Source organism: Mesorhizobium sp. M7A.F.Ca.US.011.01.1.1 (assembly GCF_003998295.1).
Lineage (GTDB): Bacteria > Pseudomonadota > Alphaproteobacteria > Rhizobiales > Rhizobiaceae > Mesorhizobium.
In genome coordinates this window covers 17,385-34,757 of the sequence record NZ_RZRT01000055.1, presented here as the reverse complement: position 1 = coordinate 34,757, position 17,373 = coordinate 17,385, and the positions used below count along the sequence as shown (strand labels likewise).

The 17,373-nt window shown below is 65.3% G+C and carries 12 protein-coding genes; 4 read left to right on the top strand and 8 right to left on the bottom strand.

Annotation, left to right across the window (positions count from 1 at the left end; genetic code table 11):
• Window positions 1-101: 101 nt before the first annotated feature.
• Both EOA13_RS30285 and EOA13_RS30280 read right to left on the bottom strand, forming a co-directional pair.
• Entirely contained in the window at window positions 102-3,920 is a 3,819-nt protein-coding gene (locus EOA13_RS30285; protein ID WP_127297090.1) for an autotransporter domain-containing protein, read from the bottom strand.
• Between the two features lie 172 nt (window positions 3,921-4,092).
• Window positions 4,093-5,019, bottom strand: coding sequence for an AraC family transcriptional regulator (locus tag EOA13_RS30280; protein WP_245490525.1), 927 nt, complete (start codon window positions 5,017-5,019; stop codon window positions 4,093-4,095).
• Window positions 5,020-5,253: 234 nt separating this feature from the next.
• Between EOA13_RS30280 and EOA13_RS30275 the strand changes: the two genes are divergently transcribed.
• Together EOA13_RS30275 and EOA13_RS30270 are read left to right on the top strand one after the other, a co-directional pair.
• On the top strand, window positions 5,254-6,399 hold the full coding sequence (locus EOA13_RS30275) for a PAS domain-containing protein (protein WP_127297088.1): 1,146 nt from the start codon (window positions 5,254-5,256) through the stop codon (window positions 6,397-6,399).
• A gap of 115 nt (window positions 6,400-6,514) precedes the next feature.
• Window positions 6,515-7,393: an outer membrane protein gene (locus EOA13_RS30270; RefSeq protein WP_245490524.1), complete on the top strand. Its 879-nt coding sequence runs from the start codon at window positions 6,515-6,517 to the stop codon at window positions 7,391-7,393.
• 157 nt (window positions 7,394-7,550) lie between these two features.
• Here EOA13_RS30270 and EOA13_RS30265 read toward each other — a convergent pair whose 3' ends face one another.
• The 6 genes from EOA13_RS30265 to EOA13_RS30240 all read right to left on the bottom strand — a co-directional run bounded on the left by EOA13_RS30265 (window position 7,551) and on the right by EOA13_RS30240 (window position 15,351).
• The gene (locus tag EOA13_RS30265; protein ID WP_127297087.1) at window positions 7,551-9,866 is read right to left on the bottom strand and encodes a xanthine dehydrogenase family protein molybdopterin-binding subunit; all 2,316 of its coding nucleotides are present in this window, start codon (window positions 9,864-9,866) and stop codon (window positions 7,551-7,553) included.
• Complete coding sequence (locus EOA13_RS30260; protein WP_127297086.1) at window positions 9,863-10,846, bottom strand: xanthine dehydrogenase family protein subunit M; 984 nt, start codon at window positions 10,844-10,846, stop codon at window positions 9,863-9,865. The genes EOA13_RS30265 and EOA13_RS30260 overlap by 4 nt, the downstream gene beginning before the upstream one ends.
• Window positions 10,843-11,322 (bottom strand): (2Fe-2S)-binding protein, encoded by a 480-nt coding sequence (locus EOA13_RS30255; protein ID WP_127297085.1) that lies wholly within the window; start codon window positions 11,320-11,322, stop codon window positions 10,843-10,845. The genes EOA13_RS30260 and EOA13_RS30255 overlap by 4 nt, the downstream gene beginning before the upstream one ends.
• A 228-nt stretch (window positions 11,323-11,550) precedes the next feature.
• A complete protein-coding gene (locus EOA13_RS30250) occupies window positions 11,551-13,809 on the bottom strand; it encodes a xanthine dehydrogenase family protein molybdopterin-binding subunit (RefSeq protein ID WP_127297084.1) in 2,259 nt (752 codons plus the stop codon).
• Window positions 13,799-14,857 carry a xanthine dehydrogenase family protein subunit M gene (locus EOA13_RS30245; protein ID WP_127297083.1) on the bottom strand — a complete coding sequence of 353 codons (1,059 nt, stop codon included), beginning with the start codon at window positions 14,855-14,857 and terminating at the stop codon, window positions 13,799-13,801. Before EOA13_RS30245 ends, EOA13_RS30250 begins: the two co-directional genes overlap by 11 nt.
• A complete protein-coding gene (locus EOA13_RS30240) occupies window positions 14,854-15,351 on the bottom strand; it encodes a (2Fe-2S)-binding protein (protein WP_127297082.1) in 498 nt (165 codons plus the stop codon). Before EOA13_RS30240 ends, EOA13_RS30245 begins: the two co-directional genes overlap by 4 nt.
• A 291-nt stretch (window positions 15,352-15,642) precedes the next feature.
• On the opposite strand from EOA13_RS30240, the gene EOA13_RS30235 reads away from it, so the two are divergent.
• Both EOA13_RS30235 and EOA13_RS30230 read left to right on the top strand, forming a co-directional pair.
• Window positions 15,643-16,263 (top strand): TetR/AcrR family transcriptional regulator, encoded by a 621-nt coding sequence (locus EOA13_RS30235; protein WP_127297081.1) that lies wholly within the window; start codon window positions 15,643-15,645, stop codon window positions 16,261-16,263.
• 56 nt (window positions 16,264-16,319) lie between these two features.
• Complete coding sequence (locus tag EOA13_RS30230) at window positions 16,320-17,318, top strand: bestrophin family ion channel (protein ID WP_127297080.1); 999 nt, start codon at window positions 16,320-16,322, stop codon at window positions 17,316-17,318.
• Window positions 17,319-17,373: the final 55 nt, after the last annotated feature.

Below are 17,373 nucleotides of genomic sequence, written 5' to 3'. Positions count from 1 at the left end.
GTAGGGTGGGAGGGATATGCGGGATCGTGCCGTAAAGCCGGTCCCGTCGCCGACCGCCGTTCGGGCGTTGCCTTTGTCCGGCCGGCGCGCTTCGTTGCTGTTCAGAACTTGATGCCGAGATCGACCTTGGCGCCCTGGTCGACCGTGCCGCCACCGAACTGGCCGGAATAGGACACACCGAGCGTCGCGTTGGCCGACATGTTGAAGTCGAGCCCAGCCTCGACCACCGCGCTGTCCCTGGCGATCGGCACGCCGGCGATGCTGAATTGATCGCCGCCGGCGAAGGCGAAGCTGGAGGTCGGCGTGACGTCGCCGAACGCGTGGCGCCAGCCGAGCATGCCGCGCGCCGTGGCGTTCATGCCGCCGAGCGCGAAGTCCGAGGAACCGCGCAGGCCCAGCGTGGTGAAGGTCGCATCGGTGGACGTACCGGCGCTGGTCAGTGCCGCATCGCCACCGTCTTCGGTGAAGCCGTCGGTATGGACGCTGACATAGGCCAGATTGGCGAAGGGCTCGAACTTGAATTGTCCGGCATCGGCCTTGTAGGCGAGTTCGCCGAACATTTGCGCGGTACCGGCATCGTAGTCGGCCGACAACCCATCCGTGAAGCCGTTGAAAGCAACCGAGCGTTTGGTCGAAAGGCTGCTCCAGGAGTAGGCAGCACCGGTACGGAAAGCGATGGCGCCCCAGTTGGTGCCACCATAGAGGCCGAGATGATAGCTGTCGCTCTTGCCCGAAGAGTTGCGATCGTCGGCGTCGAAGCTCGAATGGCTGTAGCCGCCGAGAACACCGACGCGCCAGCCGCCGACCAGCGTGTCGGCGCCGGCCAGCAGGCCGCCGGTCGAACGATCGAAGGCGGCGGCGTTGCCGTCGCTGTCGGTATTGCCCCAGGACCCAAAGGCCTGGCCCCAGACGGCGAAACGGTCGGTGTCGGCCGCGACCATTTCGGGGCCACCTTCGCCATAAGCCATGACCGGCAATGCGGCCGCGCCAATATCGCCGAAAGCGGACATGATACGATTGGTGACTGCGTCGCGGACGAAGCGGCTGTCCTCGATCAGCATGCCCTTGGCCGAGGCGTGGATTTCGCCCGAAAGCTGGTCGAAGGCTGCCCGGGCTTCGGCGTCGCTCGGCAATGCAAAGATGGCATCGAAAAGCGTATTGCCGCTGCCAAGACTTTCCGCGCCGCCGCCCGTGGCGATCTGGTTGGGCGTCAGGCCGACCGAGGCGAAGGACTTTGCCTGCACCACGTCGAGATAGACATGCGTTAGGTCGTAATTGGCGACAAGGCCGATGAACGGGCCGGCGCCGCTGAGCGTGTAGGTGCCGGTGACGCCTGTATCGGCCTGCAGCACGGTGTAATGCGTGCCCAGCACATAAGGCGCGGCATCGGTCTTGACCACGTCGAGGACAGCGCCGGCCGCGATCGTCGCGGTGCCCGTCGCCTGGATGAGATCGGACTGACCGGTCGAGGTCAGCTCGACCTGATAGATCGAGCCCGCCGTGTGATCGACATTGCCCGCGACATGGAGCGTGCCGATCGAATTGCCCGGTTCGATGACACTGCCCGGCTGTGCCAGGATGCCGCCGACCGTGCCGTTGCCGCTCAATATGCCGCCGGAGATCGTCACCAGCGAACCGGCCAGCGAACCATTCACGGCCAGCCGTCCGCCGACCACGTAGGTGGCGCCGGTGAAGCCGCTCGAATCGGTCGTCAAGTTCGTCGTGCCGGCGATCTGGTTGATCGTGCCGATACCGCCGATCGCCGAGGCGAAGGCGTAGTTCGTGTCGGTGTGGTTGAAGTTGATTGTGCCGGTGCCCGATCCGAATTGGACGCTCGCGGCGTTGAGCAAGCCCGGCGCCAGCGCAGCCGCTCCAGTCGCGCCGCCGATATTGAGGGTGCCGACGGAGCTGGCGTGGCTGGCTATGGTAACTATGCTCCCGCCTGAAACCGCGCCGCCGTTCGAGATCGTCAGCGTACCCGTGCCGTCGAGGCCGACCGCGAGGCCCGCACTGCTGGTCCAGGTCGAGCCGGCGCCATCGACCGTCGCGGTGCCGGTCGAGCCTGGATTGTAGCCGACATAGCCCATGGCATTGCTGACCGCGCCGCCGTTCAAGACATTCAGGGTGCCGGTTCCGAGGTTGCCGAGGTAGACATCGCCGCTGTTGATCCAGGTGGAATTCGCACCGCCCACCGTCACGACGCCCGTACCTGTGCCGACGCCGCCAACGGTGCCGGCAGCGCTCTTGACGGTTCCGCCGTTCGAGACGGTCAGCGTGCCGGTGCCCGCGGTGCCGACGGACAAGGCCGAGCTGTTGATCCAGATCGAACCCGTTCCGTCGACGGTCACCGTTCCGGTGGAGCCCGCCGAGTTCCCCAGGTGGCCAACGGTGTTTTTCACAATGCCGCCGCCCTGGATAGTGAGCGTGCCGACACCGCCCCCGCTGACGCCGACATAGAGGGCCGAGCTGCTGTTCCATGTCGAGCCTGTGCCGGTGACCACGGCGGTGCCGACGGAGTAGTTGCCGAGATAGCTCAGCACGCTGTCGACGGTGCCGCCGTTCGAAATGGTCAGCGTGCCGGTTCCTGCACGGCCGACGACGAACAAGCTTCCACTGTTGGTCCAGATCGAGCCGGCGCCGTCGACCGTCACGGTGCCGACCGAGACGGCACCATAGCCGATATAGGTCGAGTCGCTGCTGACGGCGCCGCCGTTCGAGATCGACAGCGTGCCCGTGCTGAGGCCGCCCACATACATGTCCGCGCTGGTCCAGGTCGAGTCGGCGCCGGCGACGGACACCATGCCGGTCGAGCCGGCCGAATTGCCGACATAGGCTGTGTCGTTGCTGACGTTGGCGCCGTTGGTGATCGCCAGAGTGCCGGAACCGAAATCGCCGACAGCCAGGTTGGAACTGTTGGTCCAGGTCGAGCCGGCACCGTCGACGAACACCATGCCGGTCGAGCCCGCGATCGCGCCAATGGCCCCGCCGCCATTGCTGACGGCGCCGCCATGGGTGATCGCCAGGTTGCCAGTGCCGAAATCGCCGACGGACAGCGATCCGCTACTGGTCCAGGTCGAGCCGGAGCCATCGACGAACACCATGCCGGTCGAGCCCGCCAAGTGGCCGACACGGGCCGAGGCGTTGCTGACGGAGCCGGCGTTCGAGACCGTCAGCGTTCCCGTACCCTGATCGCCGACGAGCAGATTGGAACTGTTTGTCCAGGTCGAGCCCGTACCGTCTACCGTCACCATGCCATTGGAATCTGCATGCCAACCGATGGTGCCCAGGGCATTGCTGACCGCGCCGCCCTTGGTGACGACAAGCGTGCCGGTGCCAAGTCCGGCGATATAGAGGTCGCCACTGTTGGTCCAGGTCGAGCCGGTACCGTCGACAGTCACGGTGCCGGTGCCCTGGCCGTAGCCGACATGGCCGACAGTGTCGGTTACGGTGCCGCCATTCGAGATCGCCAAGGTGCCGTTGCTGTTGGTACCCAAAGCAAGGGAAAGATCCGAACTGTTGTTCCAGGCCGAGCCTGCTCCCGTAACGGTCACGACGCCGTTCGCGTTCGAAAGATAGCCGACAAAACCTGCGGTGCTGGCGAGCGTACCGCCGTTTTTGATCGTCAGCGAGCCTGTATAGCTGTCGATGGTGCCAAGATACAGATAATGCGCGGCCGCGTTCGGCCCATTGACCACGGTCGGATTCGGGAACGCCGCGTTGAGCACAACGTCGTCACCCGACGTGGGAACAGCGCTGTTGTTCCAGTTTCCGGCGGTGAACCAATCCGTGGAAATAGCCCCGGCCCAGGTCTCGGCAGCCGAGGCAGTGATTGGCTGGCCAAGACAGACCAGTGCGGTCGACGTCAATGCGAGATACTTCAACGTCTTCGCCTTGCGGCACCCCAAACCATTCTGCGGCATTCAGTCCCCTGACGTCACGGTCGTTTCACCCTGAGGCTGACATCGCATCGCGGACAGGGATTGTCTTGGGCTGGGCCGCACTGGAATTGGACTGGAGTGAAGAGCGGTTCATTTTGTGCGCACTGTGGCAGTTCGGTGCGATCGCGCAGGTGCGCCGGCGGAGGAGCCAACCCTATCTGGCTCTCGTCGGCGTATGGCCGAACCGGCGGCGAAAGCAGCGGTTGAAATACGACACATCGCTGAACCCGCTCATCATGGCGATGTCGCTGACCCGCGTGTCATCGTGTCTCTGCGAGAGCACCTTGCGGGCGCGCTGCAAGCGCAGTTCGAGAACGCGCTCGGTGAAGCTGGTGCCCGTCTCCTGAAGAAGGTCGTGGACGTAGCGCACCGAGAGGCCGAGTTCTTGTGCGACGCCTTGGGCGGAGATGCCGGGGTTGACGAAATCGTCGGCGATCTTGGCCAGGACCGCTTGCAGGCGGGCGGCGCGCAGGCCGCGAAGGCCCGCCAGTTCGGCGGCCTGGCCTTTCGCGCCGGTCACCAGCCCGATCAGATCGACAATCGTTTCCGTGGCGTGCGCTATGAGATCGGGCGAGGCGAGGGGGCGGCCGGCTTCAAGAAGCAGGCAATACCGCTTGAGAAGATCGAGCGCTTCGTTTTCAGCGCCGATCTTCAACGCCAGCCTGTCGTCGATCTGTGGGAAGGCTTGGGTGAGGATGGCGCGCGGGACAACTATGTTTGCCCACACATTGCTGTCGGCTCCGCCCATTTTCAGCGCTTCCGACGCCGTGACGAGGACGGCTTCGCCCTGACCGATGCCGTATTCGCGGCCGAGCTGAGCCCCGGACAACACGGTGTCGGCCTTGTTGATCAGCAGCAGGTATCCGTCAATGTCGTCGTCGGCGATGTTGCTCGCCCTCCTCGTCGCGTCCTTGATGGTTCCCGACATCTGGCCAAGAACGAGCGGCCCGACAGCCGTGGCTTCGATCGCCGCTTCGAAAGGCAGGTTTTCCGATATGCCGTACTCGACCGACCATATCTGCGCGACGTGAATGTCTTGCCAGAGGGCAAATCGTTCGCGTTCGCTAAGATGCGATGGCAACTGAGCCGATGAAAAGATCGTCTTTTGTGACAATGGTGCAACCCGATATATATTCGCTCTCTCTAATATATTGAGCGCGATGCTTCCCATTCCCAGAATAACCAGCGACAATAGCCGCCAGGTATCAACTGATCGAATTCAAATCCTTAATCGAGATCAACCGCGCGTGGCGTCACCTGAAAGTATGACGCCACAAATTCCTTCGAGGCGAGATCGGAGCAAAATGGGGGGCGTGTGGAGAGGCTGAGCAGCGAAATTCTCTGTTCGATCATCGGCGATATCTATGATTGCGTCCTGGACCCCGACGGTTGGGCGGGGGTGATGATCCGGATCACTGGGGCTGTCGACGCGGCCTATACGACCATCGCGCTTGCCAGCACCGCCGGCAACCATGGCCGCTTCGCGGCCCAATCGCCCTGGGATCCCGAGCAGATGCGCGTGCTCCAGGAGGATTATGATTTTGACATGATTCCCGGGCTGAAGGCTGCGGTCGTCGGCGACATCGACACCCCTGTCGCAACGCTGTCGCAGATGAGCGAAGCCGAGCTCCAGCAAACAGCATTTTTTGTGAATTGGGCCAAACCGCAGGGGCTGCGAGAAGGCTGCATCACCAAGTTCGTTCATACGCCGGACCGGATCGGGCTGATGGGCTGCACCACGCGGGCCACCAGGGAGGCCATATCAGCCGAAGATCAGCGTTTCCTGGCGTTGCTCTCGCCGCATCTGCGCCGTGCGTCGCTGATCGGAGACCTGCTCGATCAGAGCCGCGTCACCGCCAATCTCTACCGCCAGGCACTCGACCATCTGGCGGTGCCTGTTGTCCTGACCGGTGCCAATGGAGCGATCCTCCACGCCAACGGCGCCGCCGAACGGATGTTTTCCGCGCAAGGCCCCATTCTTTCCAGGAACGGCGTGCTCCAGGTGCAAAATCCGGCGGTGGCCCGCGCCCTGCTGGAAGCGATCGCCAGCGCGGCGAGCGCGGATTTTCTGCTTGGCTCCCGCGGCATTGGCCTGCCCATTTCGGCCCCGGGCCAGCCGCCCGCCGTGGCATATGTGCTGCCGTTGAGCGAAGGAACGGCTCGCGCCGCTTTCCAGCCCGCATGCGCCGCTGTCTTCGTGTCGACCACGACGTCCTCTTCCCCACTCCCTGAGGCCGTTCTCACCACCTTGTTCGACCTTACGCCGGCGGAGGCGCGGGTCCTGCTGCGCATCGGCAGCGGATTGTCCGCCTCGAAGAGCGCATTGTCGCTTGGCATTGGCGAGAACACGCTGAAGACGCATCTCAACCGTATCTTCGCCAAAACCGGCACGAGACGCCAAGCTGATCTCGTCAAACTCGTCTCGGACATGGGCACGCCGCTCGCGGTTCAGGCTCAATAGGCTAGAGCCGCCGCTCGCCGCCGAACACCTCCCGAGCGCCCGTGGAGCGGGGACGGGTCGCGATCAGGCTCGATGCTGACCTGCCGAACACAGGCAGCCGATCGACTGAGGCTGAATGGCCACACCGACCGAGAAAGCGTCGCAGTGCTCTCCAGGACAATTCGGGTGCGGCCCAGCCCAAGACGCGGCCGGCGGACAATGCAACACCGTATTTCTCGACAACAGCTGGATCTCCGCGGGCAACCGCGGCGGGGACCATGACAAATTGGGGCAGCAGACAACAATGAAAACTCTTCTTCTCGCAACGGCCTTGATTCTCGCGCCGCTCGGTATGGCGTGTGCGGCTGATATCAATGAGGCTTCGCCTGTTGCATCCACCTATGACTGGTCAGGCCTCTATGCTGGCGTTCACTTCGGTTACGCAGCCGGAAAATCCAATCTGTTCATCGCCGGCGGCGGACTGGGCGGGGCCACCGATCTCAATGTCTCCACCGATCCGAACGGGTTTATCGGCGGCGTCCATATCGGCGCCAATTACCAGATGGAGAACAGCTTCGTGATCGGCGCCGAGGCCGACATTGTGTACAGCAATATAGATGGGCTGACGGCCCTCGACGCCGGCGGCGGCGGTGTCACCACCTTGCTCAAGAGCGAACTCAAATGGTCGGGGTCGGCGCGGCTGCGGGCCGGCTATGCTTTCGATCGGACCTTGCCCTACATCACTGCCGGCGTCGCCGCGGCCAAGTATGAGCTTATTGCGGTCAGCGCCGGTGGCCCTGCCGCCGAAGTAACGCTCCACAGCGACAGCCATGTCGGCTGGACCGTTGGCGCCGGCATCGAGCACGCCTTCACCGACAAGTGGATCGCTCGGGCTGAATATCGCTACTCGGATTTCGGCAGCCAGGATCTCTCGGTGGCCGCCGGTCTGCCCACGGAAACGCATGTCGATCTGCAGACGCAGGATATCCGGGTCGGGCTCAGCTATAAGTTCTGATTGCTGGTGCTACAAATCTCCCTCGGGAGATGGCCGGCAGGCCAGGGGGCGGCGGGGCTCGGCCTGCTGCCGCAGACGGGGTCGGCGCTCTACACGCGGCGACCCCCTCTGTTGCCTCTGGCGACATCTCCCTCGAGTGGGAGATCAGCCACCGCCCTCAGATTAGCTTCTCCAGTGTGATCGGCAAATCCCTTACTCTCTTTCCCGTCGCATGGAACACCGCGTTGGCAATCGCCGGCGCCACGCCGACTATGGCCAGTTCGCCGACGCCTTTGCCGCCGAGCACGGAGGAATGCGGGTCGGGGATACCGACCGAGATCACCTCGATGTCGGGGATGTCGGCGTTGGTCGGCACGAGGTAATCGGCGAGGTTGTTGTTGACGATGCGGCCATGGCGGCGATCGACGATGCCTTCTTCGAGCAGTGCCTGGCCGATGCCCATGATGATGCCACCCTTCCACTGGCTTTCGGCCAGCTTGGGATTGTAGAGCCGGCCCGAATCCAGTGCCGACACCACGCGCGAAACACGCACCGTGCCGAAGTCCTCATCGACGCGCACCTCGATGAAGTGCGCGCACCATGAGTGGCGGGAGTAGTCGCCCTCGGTGTGCGGCAGCGCCATGGCGATGGTGGTGTAGTTCTTGTAGCGATCCTCTGGCGTCGAGTTGGCCGGCATGGTGTCGCCGGTGGCTTCGATATGGTCGCGGCCGACGCTTGTGAGCAGCTCGGCGATCGAGACATTGGGGCCGTCGCCTCGCGGCGAGGCGATGCGGCCATTGGCGACGACCAAAGTGTTCGCCTGCAGCGCATGGAAGGGCGAGCGCGGGTCGCTGATCGCCAGCCCGACCAGTTGGTCCAGCGCCGAGGTCGCCGCCTTATGGACCGCGCCGGTCATCACACCGGCCAGCCGCGAACCGCCGGTGACGCCGGCCCGGGGGAAACGGGAGTCGCCGAGCTTCACCACCACGTCGTCGGCTCGCACGCCGACCGTTTCGGCGGCGGTCTGCGCCAGGATGGTGTAGGTCCCTTGACCCATGTCGATCGACGAGCTTTCGACCTCGACCGAGCCGTCGGCCAGGATGCGCACGATCGCCTCGCCATAGGCGCGCCGAACCGGATAGGTGCCGGCCGCGACTCCCCAGCCGATCAGCTGGTTGCCGTCGCGCATCGAGCGCGGTTCGGGCGAGCGCCTGGCCCAGCCGAAGCGCTCCGCGCCTGCGGCAAAAGCCTCGCGCAACTGTCTGGTCGACCAGGCTTTCTTGGCATGCGGATCCTGCTCGGCATAGTTCCGGAGCCGGATTTCCAGCGGGTCAATGCCGACCACGTAAGCGAGCTCGTCGATGGCGCTTTCGATGCCGAAGGCCGAGGGGTTTTCGCCCGGCGCACGCATGGCGCCCGGCACCACCGAATTCACCCGCACGACGTTCTGCTTGGAGGAGAAATTCGGCGTCGCGTACATGATCGAGGTGACCGATCCGAGCGGCTCGACCCACATGCCGTCCATCGACGTCTCGTTGATGCCACGATGCACGATCGACTGGATTTTTCCTTGCGCGTCGGCGCCGATCGTCACCGTCTGCCGCGTTGCGGCACGGCCGCCATAGCCGGTGAAAGTCTGCGGCCGCGTCATCACCAGGCGCACCGGCCGGCCGAGCATTCTGGCGGCACATGCGGCCACCGCGCCATGGCTGAGCGCCAGCGCCTTGGAGCCGAAGCCGCCGCCAATATAGGGCGAGACCAGCCGCACATTCTCGAACGGCACGCCGAACCATTCGGCATAGGTGCGCGCCATACCGTCCAGCCATTGGCTTGGCTCCCACACGGTGAGCTTGTCGCCTTCCCAGCGCGCGATCAGGCCATGCGGCTCCATCGGCGCCTGGTATTCGCGCGGCGTGTTGTAGGCGGCGCAGACGCGGACCGGTGCCGAGGCGAACGCACCTTGCGCATCGCCCCATTCCTTGGTCATGGCGTCGATCGGGATGCCGTCGCCGGCCTTGGCATCGCTGAGGTCGACGATGGCAGGCGTCTCGTCATGGCTGACCTTGACCAGTGCTGCCGCCGCCACCGCCTGTTCGAAGGTCTCGGCGACGACAGCGGCGACATGCTGGCCCGAAAAAGTGATGTCGCGCGCAAGCGAGCAATAGGGCTTGTCGGGCGGCGGTGTGCCGAACCAGTCCGCCGCGGTCCTCAGGCTGATGATGGTGTCCGGCGTCAGCACCTGCAGCACGCCGGGCGCCGCCTCGGCGGCCTTGGTGTCGATCGCGCGCACCTTGCCGGATGCAATCGTGCTCTCGACCAGTACGGCGTAGGCGAGGCCTTCGAGCTGCTGCTCGACGGCGTATTTCGCCGCACCGGTGATCTTGGCCGGGCCGTCGACGCGCGACAGCCGGCCGCCGACGGCTTCCGCCAGCGCGCCGTCGGACGCATCGCCGTGTCTTCCGACGGGAACGGTCCTTGCGATGTGAACGGTCATGCCGTCTCTCCCAATTTGAGGATGGCGCGCGCGACGACGCGCGGCGCGAGCTCGATCTTGTAGTGGTTGGCGCCATGGTCGACGGCGCCTTCGACAGCGAGCAGGCTGGCGGACCGCACGGTTTCCGGCTCCAGCGCCTTGCCCTTCAGCGCGTCTTCCACGGTCCGCGCCCGCCATGGTTTCGTCGCGACACCGCCGAGTGCGACGCGCAGATCGCGGATGGTGCGCCCGTCAGCCTCGAATTCGATACCGACAGCCGCGCTCGCGGCGGCAAACTCATAGGATTGCCGGTCGCGGATTTTCAGGTAGGTCGACCGCCGGGCAGCGGCCGAGCCGGGGATTTCAATGGCGGTGATCATCTCGCCCGGTTCAATCGCATGTTCCCTATCCGGCGTGGTGCCGGGCAGCAGGAAAAAGTCGTCGACCGGGATCTGGCGCTCGCCCAGATGCACGATCGCATCGAAGGCGACCAGCGCCACGGCCAGGTCACCCGGATACATGGCGATGCAGGCCTCGCTGGTGCCGAGCACGGCATGGCCACGGGTAACGCCGCCGATCGCCGAACAGCCAGAGCCGGGCTCACGCTTGTTGCAGCCAGGGAAATTCGCGGGATCGCGGAAATAGGGGCAGCGCGTGCGCTGCATCAGATTGCCGCCGATGGTCGCCATGTTGCGGATCTGCGCGGAAGCCGCCTGCCACAGGGCTTCCGACACCGCAGGAAAGCGGCTCTTGATGTCGGCATGGTCGGCGACATGGCTCATCCTGGCCAGCGCGCCGATGGTGGCGCCGCGTTCGTTCACCTCGACGCTGTCCAACCCCTTGAGATGAGCGATGTCGACCAGGGTCTCGGGCTCGGCGACGCCGCATTTGGCGAGATCGATCAGCGTGGTGCCGCCGGCCAAGAGCATGGCGCCGGGCAGGGCGGCCGCCTGGCGTGCCGCATCGACCGAGCTGGCGCGAAAATAGGAAAAGTCCCTCATGATGCGACCTCCAAGGCGGCCTGGCGAATGGCGGCGACGATGTGCGGATAGGCGCCGCAGCGGCAGAGATTGCCGGCCATGTATTCGCGGATCTCGTCGTCGGAGCCGGCATGGCCTTCCCGGATGCAAGCGACCGCCGACATGATCTGGCCCGGCGTGCAATAGCCGCACTGGAAGGCGTCCTGTTCAAGGAAGGCAGCCTGCACGGGATGCATTTCGCCCTCCCGTGCAAGCCCCTCTATGGTGGTGACGGTGCGGCCCTCGACTTGTGCGGCCAGCGTCAGGCAGGCCAGCACGCGCTCGCCATCGATATGCACGGTGCAGGCGCCGCACTGGCCGTGGTCGCAGCCCTTCTTGGTTCCGGTCAGGCCGAGCCGGTCGCGCAAGGCATCGAGCAGCGTGACGCGCGGCTCGAGTTGCAGATCGTGATGACGGCCGTTGATATCGAGATGAACTGGGATCGTTGTTTTGGTCATGGGCGTCTGGCTCCAGTGCTTGACGCGAAGTCGGTTGACTCATGTTGGGCCGGCGGGACCTCGCGCCGGCTGTGCGGCCCTTCGCTGCCGCTCCCTGTCCTTCGGGCGTTCAGCCCCTTAAAAAGGTCCACTGGACCTTTTGATCCGCCCGAAGGCGGACCGGGCTTTCACCGTTCGTCGTTCGGGAAGCCGAGCAATTGGCTTCCCGTCCGCTAGGCGGACCACTCCTCACCCCAGCAGGTCCTCGATGCGGATCGGAAAGCGCCGGGGCCGCACGCCGGTTGCATGCCAGACTGCATTGGCGACGGCGCCGGCCGTGCCGGTGATGCCGATTTCGCCGACACCCTTGATGCCGAGCGCGTTGACGTGAGGGTCGTCCTCGTGGACGAGCAGCGCCTCGACCGACGGCACGTCGGCATTCACCGGGACATGGTATTCGGCGAGGTTGGCATTCTGGATCCGGCCCGAGCGCCGGTCGGTGATGGCTTCCTCATGCAGCGCGAACGAGACGCCCCAGACCATGCCGCCATAATACTGGCTGCGCACCAGCCTGGGATTGATAACCCGTCCGGCGGCGAACGCGCCGACCAGCCTTGTGACGCGGATCTGGCCGAAATCCGGATCGACCTTCACCTCGGCGAACACGGCGCCGTGCGCGTGCTTGGCATAGGTTTCCTGGGATGCCGGGTCGGGAGCGCCTTTGCCATGGCCCTCGATCTCGCTGAGGCCGGCGCGCGTGAGGATCTCGGCATAGCTTTCACCGCGGCTTTCATCGTCGCGCCGATAGAGGTGGCCACCGCGCGCCAGCACGCCTTCATTGCCGGCGCCGTAGAGCGGTGAGTGCTCGTCACCGGTGGCGAGATCGGCGAGCCTGGCGATGACGGCGGCGCCCGCATTGTGGATCGCCATGCCGGCCGTCGCCGTGTGGCCGGAGCCGCCGGCAATGCCTGCATTGGGCAGATCGGAACTGCCGGCCCTGAAATCGACTTGGTCGATATCCAGTCCCAGCCCGTCCGCGGCGATCTGGGCAAAGGCCGTCCAGGCGCCTTGCCCCATGTCCTGCGCGCCGGTCTCCATCAGGCCGCTGCCATCGCTTCTCAGCACTGCGCGGGCCTCGGCCTGGAACATCAGGGCCGGAAACGTCGCCGTGCCCATGCCCCAGCCGGTCAGGAAACCGTCGGCGTCTCGCATCAGCCGCGGCTGGAGCGGGCGGCTCGCCCAGCCGAACGTCTCGGCCGCCTGCCTGTAGCATTCGCGCAGCGCCTTGGAGGAAAACGGCTTGCCGGTCATCGGCTCGACCTCGGCATAGTTCCGCAGCCGGAACTCCAGCGGGTCCATGCCGCAGGCGTGAGCCGCCTCGTCGATAGCGCTCTCCAGCGCGATCGAGCCGGTGGCTTCGCCGGGCGCCCGCATGAACAGCGGCGTACCCGTGTCCAACCGCACCGCATCGTGCGAGGTGGCGATGGCCGGGCTGGCGTAGAGCGTGTGCGAGGCATCCGCCGCCGGTTCGAAGAAATCGTCGAACGTGCTCGACGCAGTCTTGGCGTGATGGTCGAGTGCCGTCAGCCGCCCTTCGCCATCCATGCCCATGCGCAGCGTCTGGCGCGTCGGCGCACGGTGGCCGACCGGGCCGTACATCTGCTCACGCCGCAGCACCAGCTTGACCGGACGGCCGACGAGGCGCGCCGCCAGAATGCCGAGCACCTGCGGCCCGGAGATCATGCCTTTCGAGCCAAAGCCGCCACCCAGGAACGGGCTCCGGATGTGGACGTTTTCCGGCGCGATGCCGAACAGGCCGGCGATGCGGCCCTGCGCCATGGCAAGGCCCTGACTCGGCGTGTCGATCGACAGTGTGTCGCCATCCCAGGCGACGACGATCGCATGAGGCTCCATGGCGTTGTGGTACTGGGCCGGCGTCTCGTAGGTGGCCTCTATCCGTGTCTTTGCGGATTTGAGGCCGGCCTCGACATCGCCCTTGTGCTGCACCGCCGGACCGCCGACACCGACACCGCGCGGCACGAAGCTTTCAGCGCCGTCGAGGCCAACGCGCGCCGGCAGCACTTCATAGCGCGGCGACAGCAGCGCCGCCCCCTCGGTCGCCGCCTCCAGCGTCTCGGCGATCACCACGGCGATGCTCTGGTTGGGGTAGCGGACCTGATCGTTTTGCAGCAGGTCGAGCCGGAACATGAAGGGATGGTCCTTGGCATCCGGATCGGCGGCGAGCGCCGGCCGGTTCTTGGGCGTCATCACCTCGACCACGCCCTGGTGCGCCTTGGCCGCCTCGATATCCAGCGCGGCAACGCGGCCGCGCGCGATGCTAGAGACAGCGAGCACGGCGTAAAGCATGCCGGGCGGATGGTTGTCGGCGGCATAGCGCGCGGCTCCGGTGACTTTCAGAAAGCCGTCGCGACGGGTCAGCGGCTGGCCGATGCTAGAGCCCTGCCGGGCATGGGCGGGTTGCTGGTTGAGGCTGAGTTCAAGCGTCATGGCGCGCTCCGGGAATGTTTGAGAACGGGGAGGCAGGAAGGGCTGGCGGCCGCTCGGGCGTTCCCGCCTGGGCAGACATCAGCGCCCTGACCACGATGCGTCGGGCAAGCTCGATCTTGAACGCATTGTCGCCGGATGGGCTGGCATCGGCCAGGGCGGCCTCCGCGGCGCTGGCGAAGTTCACCTCGTTGGCGTCCGCGCCAAGCAGGACGGTTTCCGCCGTTCGTGCCCGCCACGGCTTGGCCGCGACGCCACCCAGCGCCAGCCTTGCAGCGCGGATCTTGCCGCCATCGACGACGAGCGCTGCCGCGGCCGATACGACGGCAAAAGCATAAGAGGTGCGTTCGCGGACTTTCAGGTAACGGGCATTGGCGGAGAAGGAGGCCGCCTCCGCCGGCAGGCGCACCGCCACGATCAGGTCGCCGGGCTCCAGCGCATTCTCCCGCTGCGGCGTTTCGCCGGGAAGCCGATGGAATTCCTCCAGCGTCACATGGCGCCGGCCCTTCTTGCCTTCGATCTCGACCACCGCGTCGAGCGCCACCAGCGGCACGCAGAAGTCCGACGGGTGGGTGGCGATGCAGGCGTCGCTCCAGCCGAGCACGGCGTGCAGGCGGTTCTCGCCTTCCAGCGCGTCGCAGCCGGCGCCAGGCTGGCGCCTGTTGCAGGCGCTGGCGGTGTCGTAGAAATAGCTGCAGCGCGTGCGCTGCAACAGATTGCCGCCGACGGTGGCGGCGTTGCGAAGCTGCGCCGAGGCGCCCGACAGCAGCGCCTCGGCCACCGCCGGATAGGATTTCGCGAACGCCGTGTCATGGGCGAGATCGGCATTGCGCACCAGCGCGCCGATGCGCAGGCCGCCATCGTCCAGGCGTTCGATGCGGTTGAGCTCCGGCAACCGGGAAATGTCGACGATACGCTCGGGACTGGTGATGCCGCCTTTCATCAGGTCGAGCAGATTGGTGCCGCCGGCGAGATAGGCCGAGCCCGGCTCGGCTGCCGCGGCGATGGCGTCGGGGATGGTGGCGGGCCTGATGTAGTCGAAGTCTCTCATGCCGCGGTCCTCCGGTCGGCTTTGACAAGCTGTTGCTGGGCTTCCAGGACGGCCTCGACGATGCCGCCATAGGCCGCGCAGCGGCATATGTTGCCGCTCAGCCCCTCGCGGATGCGTTCGGGATCGTCGCCGGCCTGTCCCTCGGCGATCAGGCCGAGCGTGCTCATGATCTGGCCGGGCGTGCAGAACCCGCACTGGAAGCCGTCATGGGCGATGAAGGCGGCTTGCACCGGATGCAGTTCCTCGCCGTGGGCGACGCCTTCGATGGTCAAGATTTGGGCGCCGTCATGGCTGACCGCCAGCGCCAGGCATGAGTTGATGCGCTTGCCGTCGACCAGCACCGTGCAGGCGCCGCACTGGCCGCGATCGCAGCCCTTCTTGGTGCCTGTGAGATCGAGCCGCTCGCGCAGCAGGTCGAGCAGGGTTACGCGTGGATCGACCTCCAGTTCGTGTTTGTGTCCGTTGATGGTGAGGGTGATGGGAAGGCTGGTCATGGGCGTCTGGCTCCAGTTGCTTGACGCGGATGGGATTGAACTGGTGCCTTGCCGCAGAGGGGCAAGGTAACCGTTCGGTCAGGTCTTGACGGCGAAAGCGGAGATGGCAGCGGGTCTCCCGCGAGGCAGGCGGGCAGGGGAGATGTCGGCTTGCGTGTTCGAAAGACGTGACATACCGGTTCCCCTGATTATATGATAAAGGCGCTCCACTAAAACGGAGGCGCCTCCGTTTATTACGTGGTGGCTGACCCGGCCGGGTTCAAGCCCCATGACACGATGTGGAGAAAAAAATTGGCCAGCGAGCCGTCCGCCATTGCTGAACAGAAGGCCGAGGCCGTAGACGCAAAGCCGCTGCGCGCCGATGCGCGGCGCAACCGCGACCGGTTGGTCGAGGTGGCGGTGTCAGTCTTTGCCGAGCGCGGAATCGATGGCTCGCTGGAGGAGATCGCGCGCCGCGCCGGCGTCGGCATCGGCACGCTCTACCGGCATTTCCCGACGCGCGAGCATCTGGTCGAGGTGGTCTATCGCCGCGAGGTGGAGGCGCTGTGCGCGGCCGCCGGCGAGCTTGCCCAAAAACATCCGTCCGATGTCGCGCTGGAACAGTGGATGCAGCGCTTCGTCGACTACATCGCCACCAAGCGCGGCCTGGCGACCAGCCTGCGCATTGTGCTCACCACCAATTCGACGCTGTTTTCCGACACGTTCGGCCGGGTGTCGCAAGCCTTGCGACAGCTGGTCGAGGCGGCGGTGGCCGACGGCACCATCCGCGGCGACGTCGACGCTTCCGACGTGCTGCACGCGCTGAGCGGCATCTATTCAGCGCCCGACACCCCGGAATGGCGCGACCGCTCGCGCCGGCTGGTCAAGCTGTTGATGGACGGGTTGCGGTTCGGGGCTGCGAAGGCGCAATGAGGCGACGAGATTCCGGCGGTGCAAAACCACACCTGTCGATAAGTTGAGGGGACCCGATGTATGTAGGCCGTTCCTACAAAATAGTGGATTTCGCGCTCTGGTCTCGGCGCAGCGTCATCTACATGGTGGTGGTGAGCGGACTGGCCGTGGCGGCCTACCGTTTTCCGGGCATCGCCGGGTTCTCGGTGCCATGGTCGGTGGTGCTGGTGCTTGGCACCACCGTATCACTCGTTGCCGGGTTCAAGAATTCGCAGGTGTTCACCCGCAGCAGCGACGCGCTGCAGGCTTTTACGCAAATTACGGCCAGCAGCCGGTTGTGGTCCAATTTCTGCAGGGATTTCCTCGACGCGCCGACGGCCAGACAGCTCATCTATCGCCACATCGCCTGGATGACGGCGTTGCGTTTTTCTCTGCGCCGGCCGATGCCATGGGAATCCATGGCGCGGGCCGCCAATATCGAATACCGGCGGCGCTACCGTATCCACGAGGATGCGAGCTCGGTCGCCAACGAGCTGCGTCCACTGCTCGCCGAACAGGCCGAGGACGTCCTGAAATCGCCCCAGCCGGCGATAGCCCTGCTCGAACTGCAATCTGCCCAGGTCAATGGGCTGTTCAAGGACACAAAGCTTCCTCCCCAGATCTATGGCGAACTGACCAAGCTGATCCGCGACTTCCATGACCAGCAGGCGCGCTGCGATCGCATCAAGAACAATCCCTATCCCAGGCAATACGCCATCGTCAGTTCGATGTTCGTGATGATCTTCTGCACGCTGCTGCCATTCGGGGTCGTTCCCGTCTTTGCCGATATGGGCAAACTGGGTGGCGCGCTCGGGTCGATCGCAATCTGGCTGACGATCCCGTTCAGCACGCTGCTGGGCTGGGCATACATGTCCCTCGACCAGGTCGGCGAAAGCAGCGCCAACCCATTCGAGGGCAACGCCAACGACGTTCCGATCTCGCAGATATGCCGCGACATCGAGATCGAGTTGCGCAGCGGGCTCGGTGAGGCCGACCTTCCCAAGCCCCTGCTGCCGGTCAACGACATCGCGACCTAGGCAGAATCACGACGAAGGCACGGACCCGACGGTCCCCTTCATCGTGCTGCTGGTG